At 37.2% G+C, this 23,107-nt stretch carries 16 protein-coding genes; 6 read left to right on the top strand and 10 right to left on the bottom strand.

Annotated elements, in window-relative coordinates; translation table 11 throughout:
- The first annotated feature begins 234 nt into the window (after positions 1-234).
- Positions 235-1,455 carry a site-specific integrase gene (locus tag H4O18_RS21335; protein ID WP_187588472.1) on the top strand — a complete coding sequence of 407 codons (1,221 nt, stop codon included), beginning with the start codon at positions 235-237 and terminating at the stop codon, positions 1,453-1,455.
- A gap of 628 nt (positions 1,456-2,083) precedes the next feature.
- Here H4O18_RS21335 and H4O18_RS21330 read toward each other — a convergent pair.
- Both H4O18_RS21330 and H4O18_RS21325 read right to left on the bottom strand, forming a co-directional pair.
- Positions 2,084-2,929 carry an RteC domain-containing protein gene (locus H4O18_RS21330; protein ID WP_187588470.1) on the bottom strand — a complete coding sequence of 282 codons (846 nt, stop codon included), beginning with the start codon at positions 2,927-2,929 and terminating at the stop codon, positions 2,084-2,086.
- An 88-nt stretch (positions 2,930-3,017) separates the two neighbouring features.
- Positions 3,018-5,444 (bottom strand): aminotransferase class I/II-fold pyridoxal phosphate-dependent enzyme, encoded by a 2,427-nt coding sequence (locus tag H4O18_RS21325; protein ID WP_187588468.1) that lies wholly within the window; start codon positions 5,442-5,444, stop codon positions 3,018-3,020.
- 224 nt (positions 5,445-5,668) lie between these two features.
- On the opposite strand from H4O18_RS21325, the gene H4O18_RS21320 reads away from it, so the two are divergent.
- From H4O18_RS21320 to H4O18_RS21305, 4 genes are all read left to right on the top strand, one after another.
- Positions 5,669-6,046 carry a DUF7793 family protein gene (locus tag H4O18_RS21320; protein WP_187588466.1) on the top strand — a complete coding sequence of 126 codons (378 nt, stop codon included), beginning with the start codon at positions 5,669-5,671 and terminating at the stop codon, positions 6,044-6,046.
- A 77-nt stretch (positions 6,047-6,123) separates the two neighbouring features.
- Positions 6,124-7,077 carry a helix-turn-helix domain-containing protein gene (locus tag H4O18_RS21315; RefSeq protein ID WP_187588464.1) on the top strand — a complete coding sequence of 318 codons (954 nt, stop codon included), beginning with the start codon at positions 6,124-6,126 and terminating at the stop codon, positions 7,075-7,077.
- Between the two features lie 108 nt (positions 7,078-7,185).
- Positions 7,186-7,668: a MauE/DoxX family redox-associated membrane protein gene (locus H4O18_RS21310; RefSeq protein WP_187588462.1), complete on the top strand. Its 483-nt coding sequence runs from the start codon at positions 7,186-7,188 to the stop codon at positions 7,666-7,668.
- 108 nt (positions 7,669-7,776) lie between these two features.
- A complete protein-coding gene (locus H4O18_RS21305; protein WP_072861202.1) occupies positions 7,777-8,082 on the top strand; it encodes a DUF6520 family protein in 306 nt (101 codons plus the stop codon).
- Positions 8,083-8,170: 88 nt separating this feature from the next.
- Here H4O18_RS21305 and H4O18_RS21300 read toward each other — a convergent pair whose 3' ends face one another.
- From H4O18_RS21300 to H4O18_RS21285, 4 genes are all read right to left on the bottom strand, one after another.
- Positions 8,171-11,035 carry a M16 family metallopeptidase gene (locus H4O18_RS21300; RefSeq protein WP_187588460.1) on the bottom strand — a complete coding sequence of 955 codons (2,865 nt, stop codon included), beginning with the start codon at positions 11,033-11,035 and terminating at the stop codon, positions 8,171-8,173.
- Between the two features lie 16 nt (positions 11,036-11,051).
- Entirely contained in the window at positions 11,052-12,446 is a 1,395-nt protein-coding gene (locus H4O18_RS21295) for a RagB/SusD family nutrient uptake outer membrane protein (RefSeq protein WP_187588458.1), read from the bottom strand.
- Between the two features lie 10 nt (positions 12,447-12,456).
- Positions 12,457-15,486, bottom strand: coding sequence for a SusC/RagA family TonB-linked outer membrane protein (locus H4O18_RS21290; protein ID WP_187588457.1), 3,030 nt, complete (start codon positions 15,484-15,486; stop codon positions 12,457-12,459).
- Between the two features lie 388 nt (positions 15,487-15,874).
- Positions 15,875-16,081 (bottom strand): hypothetical protein, encoded by a 207-nt coding sequence (locus H4O18_RS21285; RefSeq protein WP_187588454.1) that lies wholly within the window; start codon positions 16,079-16,081, stop codon positions 15,875-15,877.
- A 238-nt stretch (positions 16,082-16,319) separates the two neighbouring features.
- On the opposite strand from H4O18_RS21285, the gene H4O18_RS21280 reads away from it, so the two are divergent.
- A complete protein-coding gene (locus H4O18_RS21280; RefSeq protein ID WP_031444008.1) occupies positions 16,320-16,595 on the top strand; it encodes a helix-turn-helix domain-containing protein in 276 nt (91 codons plus the stop codon).
- An 18-nt stretch (positions 16,596-16,613) separates the two neighbouring features.
- Here H4O18_RS21280 and H4O18_RS21275 read toward each other — a convergent pair whose 3' ends face one another.
- From H4O18_RS21275 to dcm, 4 genes are all read right to left on the bottom strand, one after another.
- On the bottom strand, positions 16,614-17,960 hold the full coding sequence (locus tag H4O18_RS21275; RefSeq protein ID WP_187588452.1) for a glycosaminoglycan attachment site: 1,347 nt from the start codon (positions 17,958-17,960) through the stop codon (positions 16,614-16,616).
- Between the two features lie 257 nt (positions 17,961-18,217).
- Positions 18,218-19,903, bottom strand: coding sequence for a hypothetical protein (locus H4O18_RS21270; protein WP_187588450.1), 1,686 nt, complete (start codon positions 19,901-19,903; stop codon positions 18,218-18,220).
- Positions 19,903-21,507 (bottom strand): McrB family protein, encoded by a 1,605-nt coding sequence (locus tag H4O18_RS21265; protein WP_187588448.1) that lies wholly within the window; start codon positions 21,505-21,507, stop codon positions 19,903-19,905. The genes H4O18_RS21270 and H4O18_RS21265 overlap by 1 nt, the downstream gene beginning before the upstream one ends.
- Entirely contained in the window at positions 21,504-22,796 is a 1,293-nt protein-coding gene (gene dcm, locus H4O18_RS21260) for a DNA (cytosine-5-)-methyltransferase (RefSeq protein ID WP_187588446.1), read from the bottom strand. Before dcm ends, H4O18_RS21265 begins: the two co-directional genes overlap by 4 nt.
- Positions 22,797-23,107 lie beyond the last annotated feature (311 nt).

The raw sequence follows: 23,107 nt of genomic DNA, 5'->3' as shown, positions 1-23,107 counted from the left end.
CAAAATGGGTTGTTAATACTTCTGGCAGTATAAACTTTAATAGGTCCAATGATAATTCCAATGCGATCGTTTTTCCGCAAAGATCTTATTCTATTTTCAATTCACACACAACTTTTGGGATTGATCCTTGATTTTACGCACCGATTTAGCTGTAATGAACTAAATTTCAATAGCTTATAAATGTAATTTTAAAATTAAATTATTAATTTTAACTATCATTTTAAATACGCCCCTATGAAAACAACATTTTCCGTACTTTTTTATCCAAGAGGTAATGATGTGGATAATGAGGGCGAAGCTCCTGTTTATGCTAGAATTACAGTTAATGGTAAGAGGGGTGAATTCAGTATTAAGCGTAAAGTACCATTGGCCAAATGGAATGCGTCCGCAGGAAAAATGAAGGGTGCCACACAGAAAGTTCGCGAATTGAATGCCTATATGGATAAGATACGTTATCGAATTTACCAAATTTATGAGAGTCTTCTAAATAGCAATGATCCAATTTCCGCTGATTTAATAAAGAATATTTTTTTGGGAAAAACAGACAACGAGAAAATGTTACTGAAAATTTTCCAGGATCATAATGATAAGATTGCACAATTAGTAGGTAAGGAATATGCCCTTGGAACAATAGAACGATATTGTACGGCCAAAAAGCATGTGGAAGCCTATATCAAAAAAGAATATAAAGTAGCGGACATCCCGATCAAGAAGGTAGACCACGCCTTTATAGATGGCTTCGAGTATTATCTAAAAACAGAACGTGATTGCGCCCACAATACGGCCGTTAAGTATATCACTAATTTTAAAAAGATTGTCCGGATAGCCTTTGCGAATGATTGGATTCAAAAAGACCCTTTCCTTCATTGGAAAGGCAGATTAAAAATTGTAGACCGTGAATTTTTAACTGAATCGGAAATTCAACAAATGTTGGAGAAGGAAATCAGTAATGCTCGACTGGATCAAGTTAAGGATATCTTTCTTTTTTCGTGTTTTACCGGATTGGCCTATGCGGACGTGAAAAAGTTATCCAATGACAATGTTGTCTTGGGTATAGACGGTGAAAAATGGATAAAAATAAAAAGGTCCAAAACGGATACTAGGAGCAATATACCCATTTTGCCATCTGCACAGGCAATTATCGATAAATATGCGGAGCATCCGGCCGTTCTAAATGGTGACAGACTATTGCCTGTGTTGAGCAATCAAAAAATGAATGCCTATCTTAAGGAGATAGCTGATCTCTGTGGCATTAATAAAAATCTTACCTACCATTTGGCCAGGCATACATTTGCCACAACCGTAACCTTGACCAATGGTGTTTCAATTGAATCCGTTAGTAAGATGTTAGGTCATAAGTCGCTGAAAACCACCCAGCATTATGCTAAAATATTGGATAGAAAGGTAAGTGATGATATGAAAATGTTGAGGAAGAGATTAAATTTTAATAACTAGATCTAATATTCTGTTTGATTTGATTGGCCTTTTTCAATTTCTATTTTGAAAAGGATTGCTCCAGTATATCACTCATTATATTTTAGGGTGTAAATACCTCGAGATGGATTTTCTAAAATCCCCAGGTTTTTCAATTGGGAGATATAGACTAAAATAGAACTTATTTTCAATTGAGGGTAATCTTGCAATATTCGGTCAATCAGCTGATTTTTGGTCAGAATCTTTTGTTTCAGAAAGTAAGATTGTACCCTTAGTTGAAATAAATTGTTCAAAATCAAACATTTAAAATACCCGGTACATAAAATTACAGACAATTATAGAATAATTGTATAATTATTTTGGGTTTTGAACGTCTTTGCAATTGGCAATAAAAAGGCTACTGTTTAACGATTGAGTTAATTTTAGTATTAAAAAAGAACTTTTTGGAGTACGTAATAGCTATATTTGGTAAACATAAGTTAAGACTTGCAAAATAGGTTATTAAGCAAATCTATTTTTACAATTTAAAAGAGGACGTAGGGGTGCGTCCTCTTTTTTATTAAATATGATTGCTTTTGCAATCCTGAATATAGTCTAAAATTGGTCCATTGAATATAACGAGGTAGGCTATTTTGAGCTTTGATTTTCTTTATAAACTATCATCCTCATGAATTTTGTTATTGAAGCGTATAATTAGCTCTTCCAAAAACCTTGTTTTACTATCCTTTCTACTTTTTATCTCCGCGTATGTTTTATATATGTTGTCCAATCGGATATTGAACAAATCTTCAAATGCCGTTGCAATACCTTTTATATCCTCCTTACCATGGTTAACCGCGGAACTGGAATAAAGTGCATATATCAACTCAGTTAACGCCGCCTTTGAGGCACTCCAAACCAAAGTTCTTTTAGGTTTTCCTAGCTGTAAGGCTTTGTGCTTATGTAATTTTAATTGATTTATTCGCTCCTGAAGGTAAATGATGAATTTGTTCATTCCCTTTATCCTTGCCCAGAGCATATCATGTGAAGTAAAGAACTTAGGGTCCAAATAACATGATTCAGGTAGGGAATAGAGAGGAAATACTTGATTGGACCGTGTAAAGTACTGAATATCCAAGTATGTGAGTTCTTGTTCCATGTAATGGACAAAATCCCAATTTCTATTGAAGAATTTATTGATTCGTTTAATTTTCTTTTCCAAGAAGTTCAATTGATTTCCAAGACCAATCTTGGGCATCAATAGCTCACATGATCGGACTTCGCTAAAATAAACCAGATGGCTTAGAGGTTCGGACTTTACTTTTTTAAAGAAGTATATTTCTTCCTCAATGGACTTAAAGCCATTCTTTTCCACTATTTTTTTCAACAAATAAAGGGCATTATTGCTTAAATGAATTCCTTCATTGCTTTTTTTGAAATCAATCCTTTTATTTGGTATAATTTCCTCTAGTTTTTGAAAATAGCCATCAATAATGTGTTTGAATCGGTTATCCATCCTACTAACTTTTTATGGTATGTTGGAGAATAGCAATTCAGAAGATTCAGTTCTGGTTTAAATAATTTTGTGGGGCGTTTTATTTTATTTAACCACTGTTTTCAAGTATCCCAACCAATTCAAGGTTGTAATTGTCCTTGGACTGTATATATGAAATCTGTGATATTGTTACTGCTCCTAGCTTTCTTTTTTCGAAGGCTGCGGTCATTCCAAATAGAATCTCTCTATATCCCAACTCCCCTGCCCTCTTTATGGTTTGGTACAATAGTTGACGATATACTTGATGAACTTTTGCATACTCATAATCCATTCCAATAAAGGATGGAATATAGGCCCTTGCAATATTTTTATAGCAAAACATTACACCTACTACTGGTTCCCTGGCATCCTTGGAATAATCGGACATTAGTTTAAGAATAATGAATTCCCAATTTTGGTGGTCGCTCATATATTTGAATATTTTTTTTGGAAAAGGGAAAGTGTTTAAACCAAGGTTGTTTTGTCTAACGTTTTCCAACAGCTTAAAAAAATGATCGTATTCACGGGGTTCAATTGTATTTTTTATCTCTATTTTAAATCTTGCTTCATAAGGCTCAATATCCTTTCTAAAGTGACTTCGTGATCGCTTGGATAGATTTGATATGTAGCTTGAACTGTCTTTCCATATCAGGTTTGATATTCTGCTGGAATCCGGCATTGAGACTTGAATAAATCCAAGATTATGGAAAAACTCATGGAGCTTTTCATCTTTGATAAAATCCCTGAACACCACCATTTTAGAATTCAATTTACTATCCAATTTTTCCAGTTGATCCATCAGGCTGTGCAATGCTTCATGCCAAAGTGGATGGGAGGTGTCCAAATACAAGTGATTGCCTTCAGTGAACAGGGAACCCATCCCAAGAACATAGGAAGTCAAGTAATAGGGGTCCTGCTGTCTTATTTCCTCCACCTTCTTTGAGACCGATTCGGAAGCCAACATATCATCCTTCCATAGGGAGTAAGTAAAAAAGGTGGCCAATATGGGTTTGTCCATGAGGTCACGAACAATGTAATAATGAAATTTCCAATTTTCTTCTTTCTTCTTGTTCTTTGAAAAAACCGATTCCAAAAATCGTAGGCCCTCCCAATCGAAAATGCCATTACCACCTAACAAGGTATCCCAATCTTTTTTAGGTATCTTGGAAATGCTATAGGCAAATTGAATGTTAAGCTTAATTTTTGGTTTATTATTTGTTTTTTCTGTTTCGTTTAGGGGAAGTTTAAAAGCTGATCTTACCTTAGCATTATTAGTGTATGTTGCTGCCAATGCACGCGGATAATGATATTGCATGGCTTCCACCAAACCTTTGATTTCCTCCTTCTGATTGTGCCGAGAAATAGTTATTCGCACACCGGTATTCTTTACCGGTACGGCTGGGAACAAACCCAAATTGACAAAATAGCCTTCTTTCATCATTCGGTTTACAAAATTATAGCCGGTGACAGGCATCCCTGTACCAATGTAGAATACGGGTGAATTGTTCTGTTCAACAAGAGGTAGGCCAGATTCAGAAAGAAGCGTGTTAAAGTACTTTACACGTTCCATAAGATCGGTTTGTAATGAATAGATTTCGGGAGTCAAATGTATATCTGCGGAAGCAATCGCGGCAGCGACTGACGCCGGTTCCAATTGGGCAGAAAAAGTCAAGGGTCCACCAAAATTTTTAATTTTCGCGTACATTTTGCGATTGGAACATGTAAGTAACGAACCGCTTGCCCCAAAAGTTTTGCTTAAAGTTCCAAAAAGTAAGACCTGTTCGGGAAGTTCTTTTAAATTATCGAGCACATATCCGGTGCCGTTCTTACCGATCCAGCTCATTCCATGAACATCATCAAAATAAAGGTGTAGTTGGGGATATTTATTACAAAGCCCCATGAGTTCCATTACTGGTGAAACATCGCCAAACATAGAATAGACTCCGTCTGCCATATACCATATTTTCTTATGTTTGGAAGAAAGTTTTCTAATCCTATCTTCGAGCATTTCAAGATTATTATGCCTGATCATATCAATTGGAATGCTCCTGGATTTTAGAAGTTTGGCTGCGCTTTGAACGCTCCAATGCACTTGATGATCTAGAATTATAGCATCTTGATCGTCAACTGCGCTTGGAATGACACCGATATGGCCTAAGGTGCTGTTTTTAGTAATAATAACAGGGTTGGAGTACATTTCTGTAACCTTTTCCTCCAAAGTCTTGTACAACGGGTGTGAGATATAGGTTTTAGAAAGTGGAAATTGAGTTCCATATCTATTAATGGCATCCACTGCGGCTTTTTTCAACCTTGAGTCTTGTTCTAAACCTAAGTATCCGGTAGTTCCGAAATGGAACATATCCTTTTGTCCTACCTTGATATGCCTACCGGTAAACTGGTCACCTTCTGCATAAAGGTGTAATATGCCTTGTCGCTTGGCATCATTGAATACACTATCCACGGTATCAAGAAAATTATTGGGTTTTATCTTTGCCATTTTAACTTGGTTTATGTACGCTGCAATAGTCCTATTATTAATTTTAGATATATAAAGTACACAAAATCAACAGTGTAAAGCTTCTTCAAATGGTCCTGGCACCGAATAAATCCTTTATAGAACATTAATAATCCCTTACAGATAAGTTCTAAAGCATTTTATCGATAATCCTACAAAATTTGTATAAAAATTATTACTTTGAGTGGCATTTTTGAAAAGTTACCATGGAAAATAGTTTCGAAAATGAATATGCTGAGTATTATATAGATAATGGAGTTGTCCGATTTATTTACAAGCAAAATTTAACTATTCAACTGGCCGGTGCCATGGAAATAGTGTCTGATCGTTTACAACTTCAGAAGGGTAAGGCCTATCCCATACTCTGTGATATTCGAGGAATAATAGATATAAGTAAAGATGCCAGAAGATATTTGGCAACTGAAGGCTCGTCACTCACAAAAGCTGTGGCCTTTATATCAGATAATCCCTTATCCCAAATTTTGACCGACCTATACCTATTGGCCAATATGCCCCCTATACCCACTAAGGTGGTAAGCAATGAGTTGGAAGGAATGGAATTTCTTTCCGAATTTATCGAATAAATGAACGTACTAAATTATAATTGAATCCATAATTAATAAATATAGAAGGGTAATTAAGTACCATAGCCCATATATTCATGGAAAATATAACGTACAATGGCAGGCTTAACAAAGTTTTTCAACTGTTGATCGAATTATCAAGGGGTAATTTCTCCTATCGCCTGGAACGATCGGATAAGCGGGATGAGCTGGAGGCACTTTCTGCAATGGTGAATATTGTTGTAGAAGAAATAAAGGATTCCTTTTTACATCAAGGGTATGTTAATATGCACGACTCGTATATGCATATGGTGCAAATGATTTTTTTCTTGGATGAAACCTTTAAGATAACTTATATTAATCAAGATGTGACTAAATTATTACACTGGGAAAATAGTGAGCTACTAGATCAACCTATGGTTAATCTACTTGAAAAAAAATCGATCCTAAAATGGGTCGATTTAACAAATTCATTAGGTAGTGACCATGATTTTGAAAGTGAAATGCGACTGGTATTTAAGACCAAAACGAATTTGCAACTTCCTGCATATTGTAAGATGGTTGACCTTCCTCAAGTGGAAAACTCCATTGTCAGGTATATGCTAATATCATCGGATATTATTAAAAACACCAAGCTGTACGAAAGAAAACTGCAATCTAAAATATTAAAACAAATACGACTTACTAAGCACAAACATCCTGTAGAAGAAAAGTCTTTTTTAAATATATCCGATTTGGAAACTTTTAGGGCCATAGGAAACTTTCTCAAGAATAATCTAGATAAGAATGCACCATCCCTTCAGGAGTTGGCCCATGAATTTGGAACCAATGAATATAAATTAAAGAAAGGTTTTAAGGAGTTGTTTGGTATGACAGTGTTTCAGTTTCTAAAAAATGAGCGGCTTAGAAATGCACATGTTTTGGTAAAAAGTTCCAATGAACCCTTTAAGCGCATAGCTCGGCAAAACGGATTTAAGAACGCTACCCACTTCTCACGGGAGTTCAAGGCTAGGTATGGGTACACTCCAAGAGACCTTAGAGCTAACTCTTGACCGTGTTACTTACTTAAAACTAATCCTTTTCAGAACAGTTATTATCCCAGACAGATAAATCAACCAGCTTAATTTTATACCATTCAATATCAAAACGATTCAAATGATATGAAATGGTATCAAAAGCATAGGGAGACAATTGTCGAGGTCACCTGCTTGTTATTCATTACCCTCTTTGCTTATGCCGGACTCACCAAACTCCTAGAAGGGCATCTGTTCTATGACAACATCAGGAACTCTCCCGTACTTGGGGGCAAGGACATGGCCTCCTTGGCTTCTTGGACCGTACCGCTATCCGAATTGGCTGTTGCCCTATTATTGATTGGCCGCAGGTCCAGATTGATAGGTCTTTACGGAGCTGCTGTCCTGATGCTCCTATTTACCGGCTACACCGTGGCCATTGTATTTTTTGCTCCCTATAGGCCCTGTTCGTGTGGGGGCGTTATCTCGCTACTGTCCTGGGAACAGCATTTGGTGCTCAATGTGATATTGTTCCTGTTGGCCCTACTGGCCATATGGTACTCCCCCAAACATAAAAAAAAATCCATGGGACAAGATCCATCAAAGCCCGTAGATGGCCATGGGGTCTAAACATTAAATGTAAAATAATGAAGATATTTTGTTGCAACAGAAGCAGGGGGTAGACCGAAAACCTGTACAAAAGAGTAGGCACTTATTATTAATTAAAATTACATTATCATGAAAAAGTTAAAATTGATTTTACCGATGTTGGCATTTGTTTTTGCCATTGCACTGTCGTTTGCGTTTGCGAACAAATCAGCAGACAAGGATATCTATGACACCAAGTACATCTTGGTACAAGCACCCAACGGATGGGCAACTATAGATGTCTTGTGTAACCCGGATAATTCCGATTGTACAGTAGAATTTTCCGAAGAACCAGGAACCGAATATAGGGTTTATGACGAAAAGGATACTTCTAAGCCAACCGAGGGTGATGGTCAGATTATAGAATTAAATGGATCAGCACCGGATCCTGACTGATTTTATAATTCAGATTAATGGGAAGGGGGGCGCATTGAATGCCCCCTTTCTTTCTTTCTTTCTTTCTTTCTATCTTCAAAATACCATATTAATGCATCCTCTTGGCGGGGAGCATTTTAAACTCAAGTGGGTTGCCCTTTAACAGTCTTTTTGCCAAGATTTCGATATCCCTTGGTGAAATGCTTCTTATATATGCTTGCCGCTGTTCTAAACCACCCCGGGGCCATGAGGTTCCATACTTGTAATAATCGTATATCATTTTTGATGTATCGCCCCTATGGTATTTTTTCCTTTCCAGATAATCCACTCTTTCCAACTTAAACCTTTCCAATAATTCCACATCTGCGCCATTATTTTTAAACGATCGCATAAATTGTTTGGCCGCCTTTATCAATTGTTCTACATCTTCCGGACTGGCCCCAAATTCTACATAGACCTCATTGAACAAACGGTCCTTATCAAAATTACACACTACTTTTATTGTATAAATGCCCTCATTTTCAATGGAATTAAATCGCATTTCCTGCATTATTGAAAAGTTCATCATGGACTGTAAGAGTTTTAATTTTAAATCTTGTTTCCAATCCAAATCTCTTTCCGCCAAATTTGAAATGTATTCCAATTGCACCTTAACTTCTCGGTCAAATTCCTTGGCCACCACAACTTTTTCTTGGGGTTTTGGCAATCTGAACTTCTTTGTATTTTTAGGAATTTCACTTTTTGGCTGCACATTCGCTGTAGGTAAATTCCCCAAATACTTCCGGCAAAGGGACAATACTTCTTCTTCGGGAAAATCCCCTGTAATAATAAAAGTGAAATTCTTGGCATTGGCAAAAATGGTCCTGTATATCCCATATGCACGGTCCAAGTCGGTATTTGGCACCCCCTCTAAAGCCTTGGTGCCTTTAGGCAAAAAGGTACTGTCTCCCAACTTCAGTTTAATGAAATTCTTGAAATCTTGGGAATTGATGGAATGCAATGCATGGGATGACCGAGTCCTAAGCTTCCAATCCTCAAAAGCCAGACTATCCTTGTTGGGCTCTGTGAAATACAAATAAACCAATTGAAACGCCGTTTCCAGATCCTTTACGGACGTACTTCCCCTTATTCCGGCTTCATCATACCCTACATAGGGCGCTACCTGAGCGTTGTATCCGTTTTTGGCAAAATATCTTTTCAACTCAAACCTATCCATTCCACCTACTCCCGAATTGTAGACAATGTCCGCTGCGTTCATTGCTGAAAAATAGTCACTTCGAGAATAGCAGCTTATACCCTTGGAAGAAAAACCGTGAAAACTCAGTTTATTTCGTTCGCGTGGTACAAGTACGGCATCAAATGGTTTTAATACTACTTTTATCCCATTGCCCAATGTGTATTCCGAGGCTCCGGGAATGTCCACTTTATTTTTCTGAAGAGTACTTGGCTTTAGGGTCTGTATTAAAGATGCTTCCATCAACTCCTTGGGTATTTTTGGAGGACTATATTTGGTAATGGGCAAATTATTGGCTTCAGAAATCCATCCCCTTATTTGCTTTTCAGTATAGGACAAGGCCCTGTGCCCGGATGGTGACAGCATAATAATATCCAGTTCTTGAGGATCTGTTTTGATATATTGCCTCACAAAAACGTTCAGTTCTTCTAATGTTAGGTCGTCCATCATATTTTTTAAAAGGGCCATTCTATTTGCGGGCAATATTTTATCATAAACAAAATGATCCACGATATTATCTTCCCAAAACATTTGTTTCATAGTATCAGTTTTGGACAAAGACTCCAAATATTCTTTCTTGAATCTTGTAAATTCGGGTTCCGAAAAGCCATTGGTCCTTAGTTCCTTCAAAAGCTGGATCGTTTTGGACAGTGTCCCTTCTACGGTACCTTCTTCCATGGTAATATGTAATTTAATGCCTAGGGAAGATGGTAGGGCCATATAAGGGGACACGGTATAAGGGCTAACGTAATAATCCTGTTTCTCCTTTAACCTATTGTTCAAAATGTCGATTAAAAGGTGTCCTTTTTGTTCCTGTTTCAATAATTCCAGCCCTTTTTTATCCAGATTTTCCCTTTGGCGCATATAAATACGCATATTTACCGCTTGTCTTTTGGATTCCTTTGTAGTCAAGCGATGCTCCCTATTCATAAATTGGGGAGGGGAATTTCTGTAAGCCCCGAATGCCCTGATCGGGGAACGGGGATTTTTAAGGGGTTTGGCCCTGGAGAACTTGTCCTTTATTTCTTTTTCCAGGGCATCCACACCTACTATATCGCCTACAACGACGAGGGCCATTAATTCTGGACGGTACCAATCATCATAATACCTCCTTAGAGCATCGTAGGGAAAGGTATTTATAAATTGGACAAAATCGGAAGGTCTATCGGCCCCCCTGCCCATCATCGTACTTTCCAGATCGGTCAAAATGGATTTGGCACCGAATCCACCACGTATCCCTTTTTCATTGAGGATTACCGAACGCTCACTATCAATATATTCTTTTTTGAGGTCCAAATCCCAGATAATATCATGGAAAAGCTGAAATGCAATTTTTAGTTTCTCCTTAGTGTCCACGGAACTAAAATAATATTGTGTAAAATCAAAAGGGGAATTGCCATTGATTTCACCAGACCGGAACCCCAATTCATTGGCTTTGGCCATGGTCATATTTTTCCCTGCCTTGAATGCGAGATGTTCCATAACATGGTCCAGTTCATATTGGTCCGCATCCTGGACCGCCGAACCGGCCTTTACCACAAGGCGCAGGGACATCTCAGAGCTGCCATCACCTGTGGGTTTTATATAATAGGTAAGGCCATTGGGAAGTTTTCCGTGCCGTATACTGGGATCAAGGGGCATCGTATCCTTAAAGGTCATGGAATACAAAAAAACTGTACTCCAAAAGAAAATATTGATCAGTAGCATTAAAATGCCCTTTCCCATTCTATGATTTTTCATCGTAACTTCGTAAATGTTAGTAACCATCGTTTTGTTCCAAGTTTGGGTTTTTGTCTATTTCGCTTTCAGGTATTGGGTATAGCCCATCTGAAGGCTGCCAGGATGTTTTTATACTTCCCAAAACATCCGATGCCCTTTCGGTTCGTTTAAGGTCTAGCCATCGATGGCCCCATTCGGTAAACAATTCCCTGCGGCGCTCCAAGTGAATGGAATCCAATAAAGCCGTCCTATTAATTCCAGGTGCTATTACCGAGAGCCGTCCAAGATTGGCGCGTATCCTTATTTTATCCAAGTCACTTATGGCCTCGGGTATTTTACCCAACTGAGCACGTGCCTCGGCCCTTATCAGATATTGCTCTCCCAATCTCAGTACCATGGAGTATTCCGTTATTTCATCAGCGCTATTTACTTTGTACTTGAACGGATAGTGGTACACTTCATCTTCAGTGTCCAATTTCCCTATCCAATGTTCCCGCCTAATGTCCACATCGGCATAGGACCCTATCAGATCTTTGGTCAATGCAACCGGTTTTTGGGAATCGGGGGGAGGACTTGTCAAGATCAGGATACGGCCCTCATTGGTAGCATAACTGAGACTTCTCCCGGCGGGGGTTATCTGCCAAATGGCCTCCTTGCTATTGGCTAAAAAAACTTCATCCAGATTATTGAGGAGATCAAAATTTGAGATGTTCCCAATAACTTGGGTACTTGCCGCTTCTGCTTTTTCCCAATTTTCCCGATAAAGGTATACCCGTGCCAGCAAGGCCAATGCAGTATACTTATTGGGACGTATTCTTTGGCCGGCCAAAAAGGAATCCCCTAGATTGCTTATGGCTGTTTCCAGATCGGAGATTATGGATTCATAGATTTCCTGGGCATCCGAACGGGAGGCCAGGGCATTTGTTCTGTAATCCGGGGATAGGATCAGGGGCACTTCCCCATAAAGATTCACCAGGTAGAAATAGACAAATGCCCTAACAAATGCCGTTTCCCCCAACAACCTTAGCTTCATTGTAGATGAAACCCCATCATATTTTTCCAGGCCGTCCATTACGGCATTGCACATATAGATAATATTGTAGGCACTGGACCACAGTGGCAAGTTATACGAGTTTTCGGCCAATATTTCGTTTTCGCCGAATTCCAACAGTTCATCGTTCAACGCCGTAGTCCAAAATTCGTCCGCTGAGAGTCCCCCCACAAGGGAAACGGAACGTAGTCCGCCATTGGAAAAATCCGCATTGAAAAGTTCGTTATAGATACCTGTGACCGCACTATTGGCGGTTTCATCGCTTCCGAACACCGTTTCGCTTACTATTTTGTTATCAGGTACATCCACCTCCACAAAATCCTCACAGGAAGTTTGTGCAAAACAGATACCTATCAAAAGGGTATACCATATATTTTTCATGTTCTTGATTTTATAGGTTTAACTGAATACCACATGTAATGGTTCTTAACGGGGGTACGCTACTTCTTCCCCCCTGCGGGTCCAATCCCTGATAAGGGGTAATGGTGAAGACGTTCTGTGCCCGGACATACACACTCATTGCACTTATATTAATTTGTTGCAGTACCGCTTTGGGCAAATTATAGGATAGGGACACGTTCTTTAATCGTAAAAACGCGGCGTCCTCCATTCCATAAGAACTACTGGCGGCCCTACTAAAGGCCGTACGGGCCGCACTTGACTGGGATAATTTCTGGATATGCGCATTATCGCCAGGTTCCTGCCAGGTGTTCAAAAAATCCACGGGTCCGTTTCCGTAACGACCAGGTGAAGGAGCTCCAAATACATTTCTTAAATTGTCCTGGTCAATGTACTCGAATAGGAACTGCAAGGCGAGACCCTTATACTGTAAATGATTGCCAAGACCGCCATAATACTTCCTTCCCCTATTTATTATTACTTGCCTATCCTCGCTATTGTACCTTCCATCTTCGTTGATGTCCACCACCCGGTACAGACCGGTTTCGGGATCGATGCCGTCATATTGATAGACCATTGATATGTTCAATGGATAACCTACCTTATATTGATTGTCATAGGAAGTCTGCCCAATATTATCGAATTCCAAAAGCTTGTTGTCCGGGAAGGTTACATTGATGGAGGTACTCCAGGAGAAGTCTTTTGTCCTAATGTTGACGGTTTCCGTTTGCACCTCCCAACCGGAGTTCTGTACCAGAGCCGGAAGGTTGGCCTGTACCGATCCGAATCCCGTAATGAATGGCAATGGAAAGCCTACCAATTGATTGGAAGAACGATTTCTATACCAGTTCAATTCCAGATTTATGCGGTCGTTTATAAAGCCTAACTGTAGCGAAGCCTCCAGTTTTTTGTTCACCTCCCAGGAGTAGTCGGGATTGTACAACTGGGTAGGGAACAGCCCGCCTACCCCATCCGTGGCCTCATAGGCATCCAAAAATCCGTAGTCCGGGATCTGGTCGCTCCCGGTAGTCCCGTAACTTCCCCTAAGCTTTCCAAAACTCCAGAAAGGAACATTTTCTTGTACACCCCTATTTTCGCGGAATATCCAGGCCCCTCCCAATGCCCAGAAGTTCGAGAACCGCCGATCTGGACCAAATCTAGAGGACCCGTCCCTCCTGCCCGTAAGGTTCAGAAAATACTTTCCGGCCCAATTCAGACCCAAACGCCCAAATAGTGCCCCGTACCTATACTCCGTATTATCATCGCCCAAAACCCTGACCTCGTTGGCCGCGCTCAAATTGCCCATTAAGCTTTTGTTGGCATAGCCCGTGCTGGAAACATTCAGATAACTGTTCCGATTGTCCTGGAAGGTGGATCCTATAAGGGCATCCATGCCCAATTTGCCCCAATGCCGTTGGTACATTAATTGTGGTTCCACGATCCATGATAGCCTATCGGTAGCACTTTGGGCCGTTCCCAAATCTATTTTATCCCATCTTTCAGGGTTGTAACGTTCCCTGTAATATCTTATCATATCCTCACTGTCCAGTTTGGAATATCCAAGATTGACCTTAAGGTCCAATCCCTGTATAATGGTATAGGAGAGGGCCATATTGGCAAGCAGATTATTTGCCCTTATGTCCTGAGGCTGTTCCAAGACCGCCAAGGGATTATCCACCACCCAATTCTCCCAATTGAGACTGCCATCTTCCTTATAGATCGGAGGTGCATTAGGGGGTGCGGTAAGGGCATAGTTTATAAAATTGGAACCATTAAAAATGCGATTTTTATCTACCCCATAATTGGCGGAAAAATCCAATTTAAACGTGTTATCTTTGGATCTATGGTTAAGGTTTATATTGGCCGTGGTCCTCTTATAGTCAAAATCTCCTGGAAAAACGGAACCTTGGGCACGGAATGATCCCCCAATACGGTACGAGGTATATCCATTGCCCTCTGAAACCGCCATATTCACATCTGTCATTGAAGCAGTACCGCCAAAAAGTGTTTCCTGCCAATCCGTATAACGGTTTTGGTCCCATAAAGTGAGTTCGGGCGCGTATACATCCTCCGGCGTAAAACCATCATTTTCTATGGCCTTTCTTCTAATGGCGAGATATTCCTCAGTGTTCAAAAGTTTAACCTTGTTGGACACCTCGGATATTCCAGAATAAAGACTAAGGTCCAAAGAAGTCTCACCCTGCTTGTCATATCCTTTTTTCGTAGAGATCAGTATTACCCCGTTGGCCCCTCGAGAACCATAGATGGCGGTAGCATCGGCATCCTTAAGTACCTCTATGCTTTCTATATTGGCATGGTTCAAGGTGTTCAAGGGATCTATTCCTGTGGAAACGGTCAGCGAACCACCACTTTGTAAGGGTGTGGAATTAAGGGGGATTCCATCCACTATATAAAGTGGATAATTACCATCATTTCTTAGACTATTGGTGCCCCGTATGCGTATGGTAGGTGCCAGGCCGGTAATACCTACCCCCTGCTCCACCTCCACCCCTGCCATACGGCCCTGCAGGGCCTCTAACGGACTTACAATGGGTTGCGGCTCTATTTCCTTGGCCGTGACCCTGCTGATGCTCCCGGTGCGTTCCTTTTCCTTTACCGAATAGTAACCGGCATTGATTTCTACCTCTTGAAGCTCGGTGACCTCGGACTGCATTTGCACATCCATGCTAGTCCTGCCCATTACGGGAAGTTCCCTACTGTGGTAGCCCAGATAGGAAAAGACAAGGATATCATTATTATTTGCCAAAAGAAAGTACTCCCCTTGGGGGTTGGTAAAGGTACCCGTTTTGGTACCTTTTATAAGTACATGTACCCCGGACATGGGACCATAGTTATCGGTAACGGTACCGGAAATTTGTTGCTGTTGTGGCAGCAGTAGGTTGGGTGAAGTTGTAAAACAATGCCCATGGGGGAAATGGGCAAAGTATGGTGGGGGGACCAAAAAGCAGAGAATTAGTAGGCATATACGTAGCATGCCCTTATACTCAAGATTATTTTTCATAATTTTGAAGATTAGATGAAACTTAGTTTTATTTAGTTAAGGCCTTCCAAACTTGTCGGTCAAACAGGGTTTGGGAGGCTATTTTGTATATGTTCTATGTCATAGGCAATAAGGATCTATTGGTTGATATTATGGTTTTGTGTGCAAGATTAGGTTGCTGTATGGGCATACCTCACCTGGCTCACTGTTATGGCTCCTCCCCTAGCCTTTTAACAATGCTATAGCATAGCACAGTTGAACCAGCAAAGGGATGGCCTTAAATGATGTTAGGCTGCTTTTTCGTTATTTGGCCGGATGCCAAAAAATGTGTGGATCGTGATTATGGGATAAAAGGATTTTTTAGTTCCGGAAAAAAGGGTATAACACAAATCCCATAATAATGCAAAACCTATATTGGGTTCTTGGGCTTTTTGGTAAAGAGAATGTCGTACACGGTATGCTGCAAAAGAACGGTAAGTTGCCCAGTGGCCGTTTTACCATTTAAGTTACGTAAGGTGTGTTTCATAGCTCTTTTAGCCTTTTGGTTACTGCTTGCAAAACTTCCAAATAAAACAACGCTCAGATAAAGAGGGTTAAACGCCTCTTTAAGATCCATGAACTGGTTTAGTACGCTGTGATAAGAAAACCCATGCCCCGGGTCATGGGCATCTTGCTTATCATCCCGTGCATCAAGTTACCAGTTTTTAGACCGGGAATCCAAGCGACTGCTTCCAGACTAATTCAAACAAAGAAGAATCGCATAATAAATATTACGCGACTAATATAATAAAAAAATAATAAAGGATACTTATAGGTATCCTAAATTTTAACTCTAATGAAGGAATTTTATCCTAATGAAGAATTTTGACCTTAAGAATGAAAAAAGGGCTTTAGGATATAGAATTGCTGAACTTAGAAAAACAGTACTCAACCCTAAAACAGGAAAACCTATTTCTCAAGAGGAATTAGGTTTTAGGACTGGTCACGCTAAAAAGACAATTGGAGAACTTGAAAGAGGGAATACTAACCCAAGGTATGAGACCTTACTAATGATTTCAAAAGAACTTAATGTTACAATCAATCAGCTTTTTGATTTTGATATGAAAGAGTACATTAAATTATCTAAATAGTAACGTTGTTACCTGCCGTTATTCTTCCTCATCTTGTTTCGGTATTAGATTTTGGGTGAATGAATTATAGGGAAAATATTTCGGCATTTTACTGTGAATTAATTTATCTCTGAAAAAGCATTGTGCAACTTTGTCATCAAAAAATGCTGGGTTCAAAGGAATTTTTGCATTTGGATTGTGATAAACAACTGTTCCTTCTGACCAAGTTTCTTTACTTCCTTTATCTACTTTATAAGTCACGAAATTTGGTTTGTCAGCATTAGGCGTATGATTATAAAAAGTTCCCGTTCTTATTAAAGTTGGAATATCACTTCCAAGTTCAGCTTGTTTTCCCATTCTGTTGAATTTAGATAAAGTTCCGCAAGAAGAAAATATTATTGCACTTACGTTTTCGGAATTTGGTTGAAAGAAGAAACCGCTGGGTATTTTGGTTCCATTTGGTTTTGTATAGTCTCCAATTTTAATTGGTTTAACAATAAGTTCTCCGCTTTTGTCAACTGAATGTTCGTACTTATAGCCATATAAATAATCTGATAATGAATTAAAAGTCCAAGTCATTGACATAGTATCGTGAAAGTCGGCTATTGCAATTACGAAAGGTTTCCCTTTTACGTGTTCTTTTTCCCAATATTTCTTTTTCATTTTGTCAAATAGAGCATTTCCAAACAATAGAGGAACATCATTTTTTAATTTCTCCTGAATTTCTTTATCGTTTTTTGCATTGCTATCCAGTTCGGTCTTTCTACTTACAATTACTGCCTCAACAGCTATTTCTTCATTAAATTTTTCAACCATATAATCTGGTGCGTTGTAGTTTCTTTTAAATGAAAAAAATTGCTCTCTAAAAAAACAGAATAGGAATAATTCCCAAACTCTTGAATCAAATCCGTTTATTGATTGAAACTGGTCAATAAAATTTCCATCAATATCTTTGTAATGATATGAAACTTCTTTTATAGTTTCTTTAGCCATTGATAAAGCAATGTTTGAGCTTAATAATTTGAAATTTGGATGCTGATTGTCTTCATTGTCTAGATTTTGGAAAAGGTCAAAGTATTCGTGTTTGTTATCGTGAAAGACAATTGAGTTACTGCTCATTTTGTCGTCAATCCATTGTCTTACTTCTTCGATAGTTTCTACGCTTGCGGTTACTAATTCCGCTCTGTATTGTTTTGACTTATCTCTTGATAAAATACATCCATAATAATCTTGGTCCATAATGTCAAGACTTATTAAACCAAGCAGTCCACCATTTCCATTTGAATAAAATTCTAATTCCTCGGAAAAATATTGAACAAATGGTTCTCTCGTGAAGAGAAGGTAAATATCAAATAGCTTTTTGTTAATTGGTATTGCGGTTTTCATCTAATGGCAGGTAACGTTTAGTAAATGAAAAGTATGTGATTTCGAAGCACGAAACTTTCGGATAAGCACAAATTTTGATTCGAGCTAAAACCCTTGATTTTATTATTGTTTCGCCTATTTTTTATATACATTGTTACCTGCTGGCTTTATTCTGTTCTGCTTCGTTTTCAGCGTTGGTAAAGACATACTCTTTTGCAATTTTTGGCTTGTGTGTCGGATAGTTCGAATTGCAAATGTGTATGGCTTTGAGCGTTGGCTTATTCGAATTCATATTGTTTAAATTCAGTTATCAAATTATTTAGTTTATCATCATTCTTATGTCGAGCTAAAATCAGCTTGTTTTCTTTTGTTAGAAAGCACTTACCGTTAATTTTTCTAAAATTCTTCTCAACAAACTCTTTTACATTACCACCTTTAAATTCATAAAACTCAAATTCCGACTTATTTTTATCAGAGAAAAAATCTATAAAATTTTCTCGAAATCTATTTTTGGTTACTCCTCTTAATTTTTTAATAGTTCGGTTTCCAAATTGGGTGTATGCTTTTAACACATATAGAAAATTTATTTTGTATTGATGCACAAATAATGTGTCTCTATCAAACAATCTATTCTCAAAATGAAAAGATTTTACGATACCTCCTTTTTCGTTTAATTCATCGCTATCAAAATTTTTGAAATCCTTTATGTACCCGTATATAAAAAAGTTAGGCGTAATATTATAGCCTTCGGTCAATTTATCTCTATATCTCAAGTTTTCCGTATAATATGTTCCCGTTTCATTTAGTAGGTCAATATTATATTGAATCACATTTTTAGCATATGTGAACTGCTTAAATTTTGAGACTTTTCCTGCTGTGTTGTCCGACTTATAATATTTTGAATCACCAATGTAAAAAATATCACTTCTATCAAGCAGAGATTGATAATCGAATATGTGGTCAATGATTTTACCATCATCATTGTATTTTAAATTTTTTAGAGAAATACCATCTTTTGTTTTCTTTTCTATTATTGGGTCTGAAAACAATTTATCGACCATATCCTCAAAAACGAGATTATAATTATTAACTGAAATAAATTCTTCTTTTCGATTTCTTATACTGCTTTTGTCCGTTTGTGAAAAATAAATCTCGCAAAGGTGATACATCTTTTTTAAGGTGTCGTTGAAATATCGATATTTGATTTTGCGAAGTTTTGATAAACCGTTTTCTTGAAGTTGCTTAAATTTTCTGCCTTCTATCAATTGATAAGACTTATCAATTTTAAGATACAATTTATGGTCGTTATTAAAATGATTGAGAATTGAAAAAAAATAGACTAATAGTTCTTCCTCGGTGTTTACTATTTTCTTTTTATTTCTATAAACGTCATAAATAGGTTGTCCGTTCTTTGTAATTAATGGAACTGATTTGCGTATTGTTTTCTCCCAATTTGGTTTTCTAATCTGTTGGGATTTAGATTCAATATGCCTAAACAGTACATTGTTTTTATTCTTTTTATAAAAATTCACAAAACTTAAAAGTAAATCTAAATAAGAGTAATCCTGCTCATTGAGATTAGTGCTCAAATTGGTCGAAAGTGAACTCTGGACAATTGTTGAGGATTTATTTCTGCGTTTGAATTCCAATAAGCTGTTATAGAAATATACAGAAACTTGTCTAATCCAATTATACTCTTCTTTATGTTTAAAAGTGTCGGATTGTTCTAAATTGTAAAGACTGTTTTTGCTTATACCAAAAACTGTTTCTTCATTAGTTTTCATAAAGACCTTCGGAAGCATATAAACAAGCTGTGCTTTTTTGTGGGTCCTTGTAAATGAATGGTAATAGCCGACTGATAATATAGTTCCCTCTTGTCCTTCTTGATGATAAAATTTTGGGTCATCAAAAATTTCTCTTAAATCATTTAACGGATATTTTTCTCCTTCAATTAGGATTTTCATTATTCTGAAGCTATGATAGAAATATCAACTTTAAGAATCTCAAGAATTTCCTTAATTTTTTCAATACCGTTAGGTCTAATAGGGAAGAAGTCTTCGTAGGTAGTACTGTCCTTAAAAATACTATGTTCCTCTATTTCATCTTTAAAAACGTCATTCCATAAATAGAATATCGCTTTGTTGATAAAGGTGTCAATTTCAATTATATCGTTTTCGGGTTTTAGGAAGTAATTTCCCAAACATTTATCCATACCCAAATTGTCATTTTGTTTTATGACATTATTTACAGATTTGATAAAAGAAAGCCACGAAAAGTTTTCGATTTTAGAAATTTGCACAACAAATTTTGAAGAATTATTTTCATCAGAAAATTCATAATTAATTGGAATATACTCCCAGTCCCATCGTCGTTTAAAAGCACTATCCATAGGGAATAATGATTGGTCAGATGTATTCATTGTAGCCAAAATATGCAAGTTTGGCGGAAGGATTAATTTGTTCCCATCTGTTTTGTCGTTGTCCAAAAACTCTTTTATTAAATAATCTTTTAATTCTTTAGAAGGTGTAATCTCATAATTATTCGACCTATCTAACAATTGAAAAATGTCTCCGAAAATTTCTGCACAATTCCCTCTGTTAATTTCCTCTATGACGAGATAGAAATCATTATCCAAATCATTCCAAGCATCAACATATATTTTTGTAAAGGCTTGTGGAACAAATTCATATCTTATATCATTATCTAACATTGTTGGCTTATATCCGCCAACAAATGAAGAGTAATCATACTCTGGATGAAAAGTAACTCTTTCAGTTCTTTCAAGCTTATCACTTATTATCAGATTAATCCTATGTGATTTACCTGTACCTGGAGCACCGTAAAATATTATGTTTTTGGCAAGTCCGTTAGTTATTGAAATATTTCGTTGAGATTTAGGATAGTATTTGTCTAAATCAAATTTAGTGAGTAAAACAAGTTCTTGAATAGCCATACCTGAATATAAGGTTTGGATATAAGGCCCTCTACTTAATTCACTTGGATGACTTTTGACTAAAAAGTGACTGTCAAATGAAATTGTTTCATAATCACTCGTCAAATTATGCTTTACCTTATAAGCTGTTAAAAGGTCGTCATTCGAAAAATCAACTTCGGATAGTTTTATATCTCTATCCTCGTAATGCAAATCAAAAATTATCTCAATAGCAGATTTTGATATGTTGAGTTTGTCAATAATATCTTTGACTAAAGATTTTGAATTGGGTAATTGCTCGAAGCGTTTATTTTTAAAATAGAAAATCGAGAAATCCAATATATTTGGTTTCTTGTCACTTATTAAGTCCTTTACTATTGTTTCCCACTTTTTAGATAATCTGAAATACCAAAATTCATTATTGTTATAATCTCTTAAATCCTTACCGAAATAAAATAAGTCTTGTAATTGATTTGAAAGGTCTGAAATATCAACTCGATAAGTTGTATTTGTTTGTATTTCTTCAATGTTATGTGTGGAAAGGAATAATGTTAATAGCCCAAATAGTTTGTTATTTATAGTTTCGTTTAAAGCATATGTCGATTTGAGTATTTCGTTTTGGTCTATTCTGTTCATAAATATTTGGTCATTTCTTTAATTATCAAATCAATAACTGGAACAGAAACGCTGTTACCAAGTTGTTTGTAGGCTTGGTTGTCGGAAACAGGAAAGCCATATTTGTCTGGAAAACCTTGAAGCCTTTGAGCTTCAAGTACAGATAGTTTCCGACCGATATCCCATAATTTTGGAACTCTATTGGCAATAATAGTTGGTGAATACGTATCTAACGTACAATAAAAGGCTTCTTGAATTTGTGTTTTGGCGTGGTCGCCTACGTGAAATCTCAACGAACCATCTGGCTTTTGATATGAGAAAATACCGTTTCTGCCTTTTTTTGTGGTAGGTTCATATTTTGATGAATCGTGTTCGACTCGCTGATAATCGTCTCTTACATTTTGGAAATGATAATTTATACGGTTGAGTTCGAATTCGGTAAGTTTTAAGTTTTCTGAATCTTCATTTTCATCAATAATGCTCCTCAATGTAACTTTTTCGTTTATCTTTTTTGGAAATTCAAAATCAATTTTATTCAAAGAGCCTATACAATACCATCTTTCTCTTTTTTGAGGAAGACCGAAATCAGTGCTTTTTAAAATTTCCCAATGTAAATGATACCCAAGTTTAGTAAGAGAGTCAATTATTGTTTCTAAGGTTTTACCTTTATTATGAGATTTAAGCCCTTTCACATTTTCCAATAAAAACATTTTGGGTTTCTTCTCTTCCAAAATACGAAGTATATCGAAAAATAGTGTTCCGCGAGTTTTATCTTTAAAACCTTCGTTCCTGCCTGAATAGCTAAATGGTTGGCAAGGAAAACCTGCAAATAAAACGTCATGGTTTGGAATTGCGTTAGCTTCGATTTTTGTTATATCTCCAAACGGAATTTCTCCAAAATTTTCTTTATAAGTTTGTTGTGCAAATTTATCCCATTCCGAACTAAAAACGCATTTGCCGTTATTTTTCTGACCGCCAAGTCGAAAACCTCCAATTCCCGCAAATAGGTCAATAAATTTAAAGTTTGGATTTTCTGGTGCAGGAAATCGAGCCGATTTATTTAAATCAAAGAGCAAATACTGTAATGCGCTTTCAGCAACTTCAAGAGTTATTTCAGTAGTAGGATATTCTTTTTCAAGGATTTCTTTTACGTAAGAAAGTGCATCTTTTTTGTAAAATTGAGAAACTCCATTTTTATGATTGTGCAAATAATGCGTAAAAGAAGCATGTTTAGAATTATCTGGGTCAACTAATTTTATTTCAAATAGTTGTCCGTCAATGTTTTCAATGTCAATTCTTTCTTTAATCATTATTTCTTATTTAACCGTACAAGTTAATAAAGTTTGTTGTTTTGGTTGGTCGGTTACTATATTTTTATTCACAATCTTTTCACTATGTTTTCGAGCGCAAAGACAAAAAACAGCTCTTTTGGTTTTTCAGCGTTGGCTTATGTGTTGGCAAAAACCAAATGTGCTGTTTGTGCGGCTGGATTCAGCTGTTCGTTAAGGCACATAGTTTACACAAGTTAAAGATTAGCCTTTACACTAAATTAGTCTCTAACCTTGTTGCTTGTTCTTTATTTCTTAAATACTTTTCATCAAAGAAACCTAAAAATGTGTTT

It is taken from the genome of Arenibacter arenosicollis, from assembly GCF_014397245.1.
In the GTDB taxonomy this organism is placed as follows: Bacteria; Bacteroidota; Bacteroidia; order Flavobacteriales; family Flavobacteriaceae; genus Arenibacter; species Arenibacter arenosicollis.
The sequence above is the reverse complement of the archived record's forward strand: the minus strand, read 5'-3'. Positions and strand labels throughout refer to the sequence as shown.

Coding starts and splice junctions, on each gene's coding strand:
- H4O18_RS21295 (WP_187588458.1), bottom strand. CDS start 12,446: ATGAAAAATATATGGTATACCCTTTTGATAGGTATCTGTTTTGCACAA.
- H4O18_RS21280 (WP_031444008.1), top strand. CDS start 16,320: ATGAAGAATTTTGACCTTAAGAATGAAAAAAGGGCTTTAGGATATAGA.
- H4O18_RS21290 (WP_187588457.1), bottom strand. CDS start 15,486: ATGAAAAATAATCTTGAGTATAAGGGCATGCTACGTATATGCCTACTA.
- H4O18_RS21305 (WP_072861202.1), top strand. CDS start 7,777: ATGAAAAAGTTAAAATTGATTTTACCGATGTTGGCATTTGTTTTTGCC.
- H4O18_RS21275 (WP_187588452.1), bottom strand. CDS start 17,960: ATGAAAACCGCAATACCAATTAACAAAAAGCTATTTGATATTTACCTT.
- H4O18_RS21315 (WP_187588464.1), top strand. CDS start 6,124: ATGGAAAATATAACGTACAATGGCAGGCTTAACAAAGTTTTTCAACTG.
- H4O18_RS21330 (WP_187588470.1), bottom strand. CDS start 2,929: ATGGATAACCGATTCAAACACATTATTGATGGCTATTTTCAAAAACTA.
- dcm (WP_187588446.1), bottom strand. CDS start 22,796: ATGATTAAAGAAAGAATTGACATTGAAAACATTGACGGACAACTATTT.
- H4O18_RS21310 (WP_187588462.1), top strand. CDS start 7,186: ATGAAATGGTATCAAAAGCATAGGGAGACAATTGTCGAGGTCACCTGC.
- H4O18_RS21335 (WP_187588472.1), top strand. CDS start 235: ATGAAAACAACATTTTCCGTACTTTTTTATCCAAGAGGTAATGATGTG.
- H4O18_RS21300 (WP_187588460.1), bottom strand. CDS start 11,035: ATGAAAAATCATAGAATGGGAAAGGGCATTTTAATGCTACTGATCAAT.
- H4O18_RS21265 (WP_187588448.1), bottom strand. CDS start 21,507: ATGAACAGAATAGACCAAAACGAAATACTCAAATCGACATATGCTTTA.
- H4O18_RS21325 (WP_187588468.1), bottom strand. CDS start 5,444: ATGGCAAAGATAAAACCCAATAATTTTCTTGATACCGTGGATAGTGTA.
- H4O18_RS21285 (WP_187588454.1), bottom strand. CDS start 16,081: ATGGATCTTAAAGAGGCGTTTAACCCTCTTTATCTGAGCGTTGTTTTA.
- H4O18_RS21320 (WP_187588466.1), top strand. CDS start 5,669: ATGGAAAATAGTTTCGAAAATGAATATGCTGAGTATTATATAGATAAT.
- H4O18_RS21270 (WP_187588450.1), bottom strand. CDS start 19,903: ATGAAAATCCTAATTGAAGGAGAAAAATATCCGTTAAATGATTTAAGA.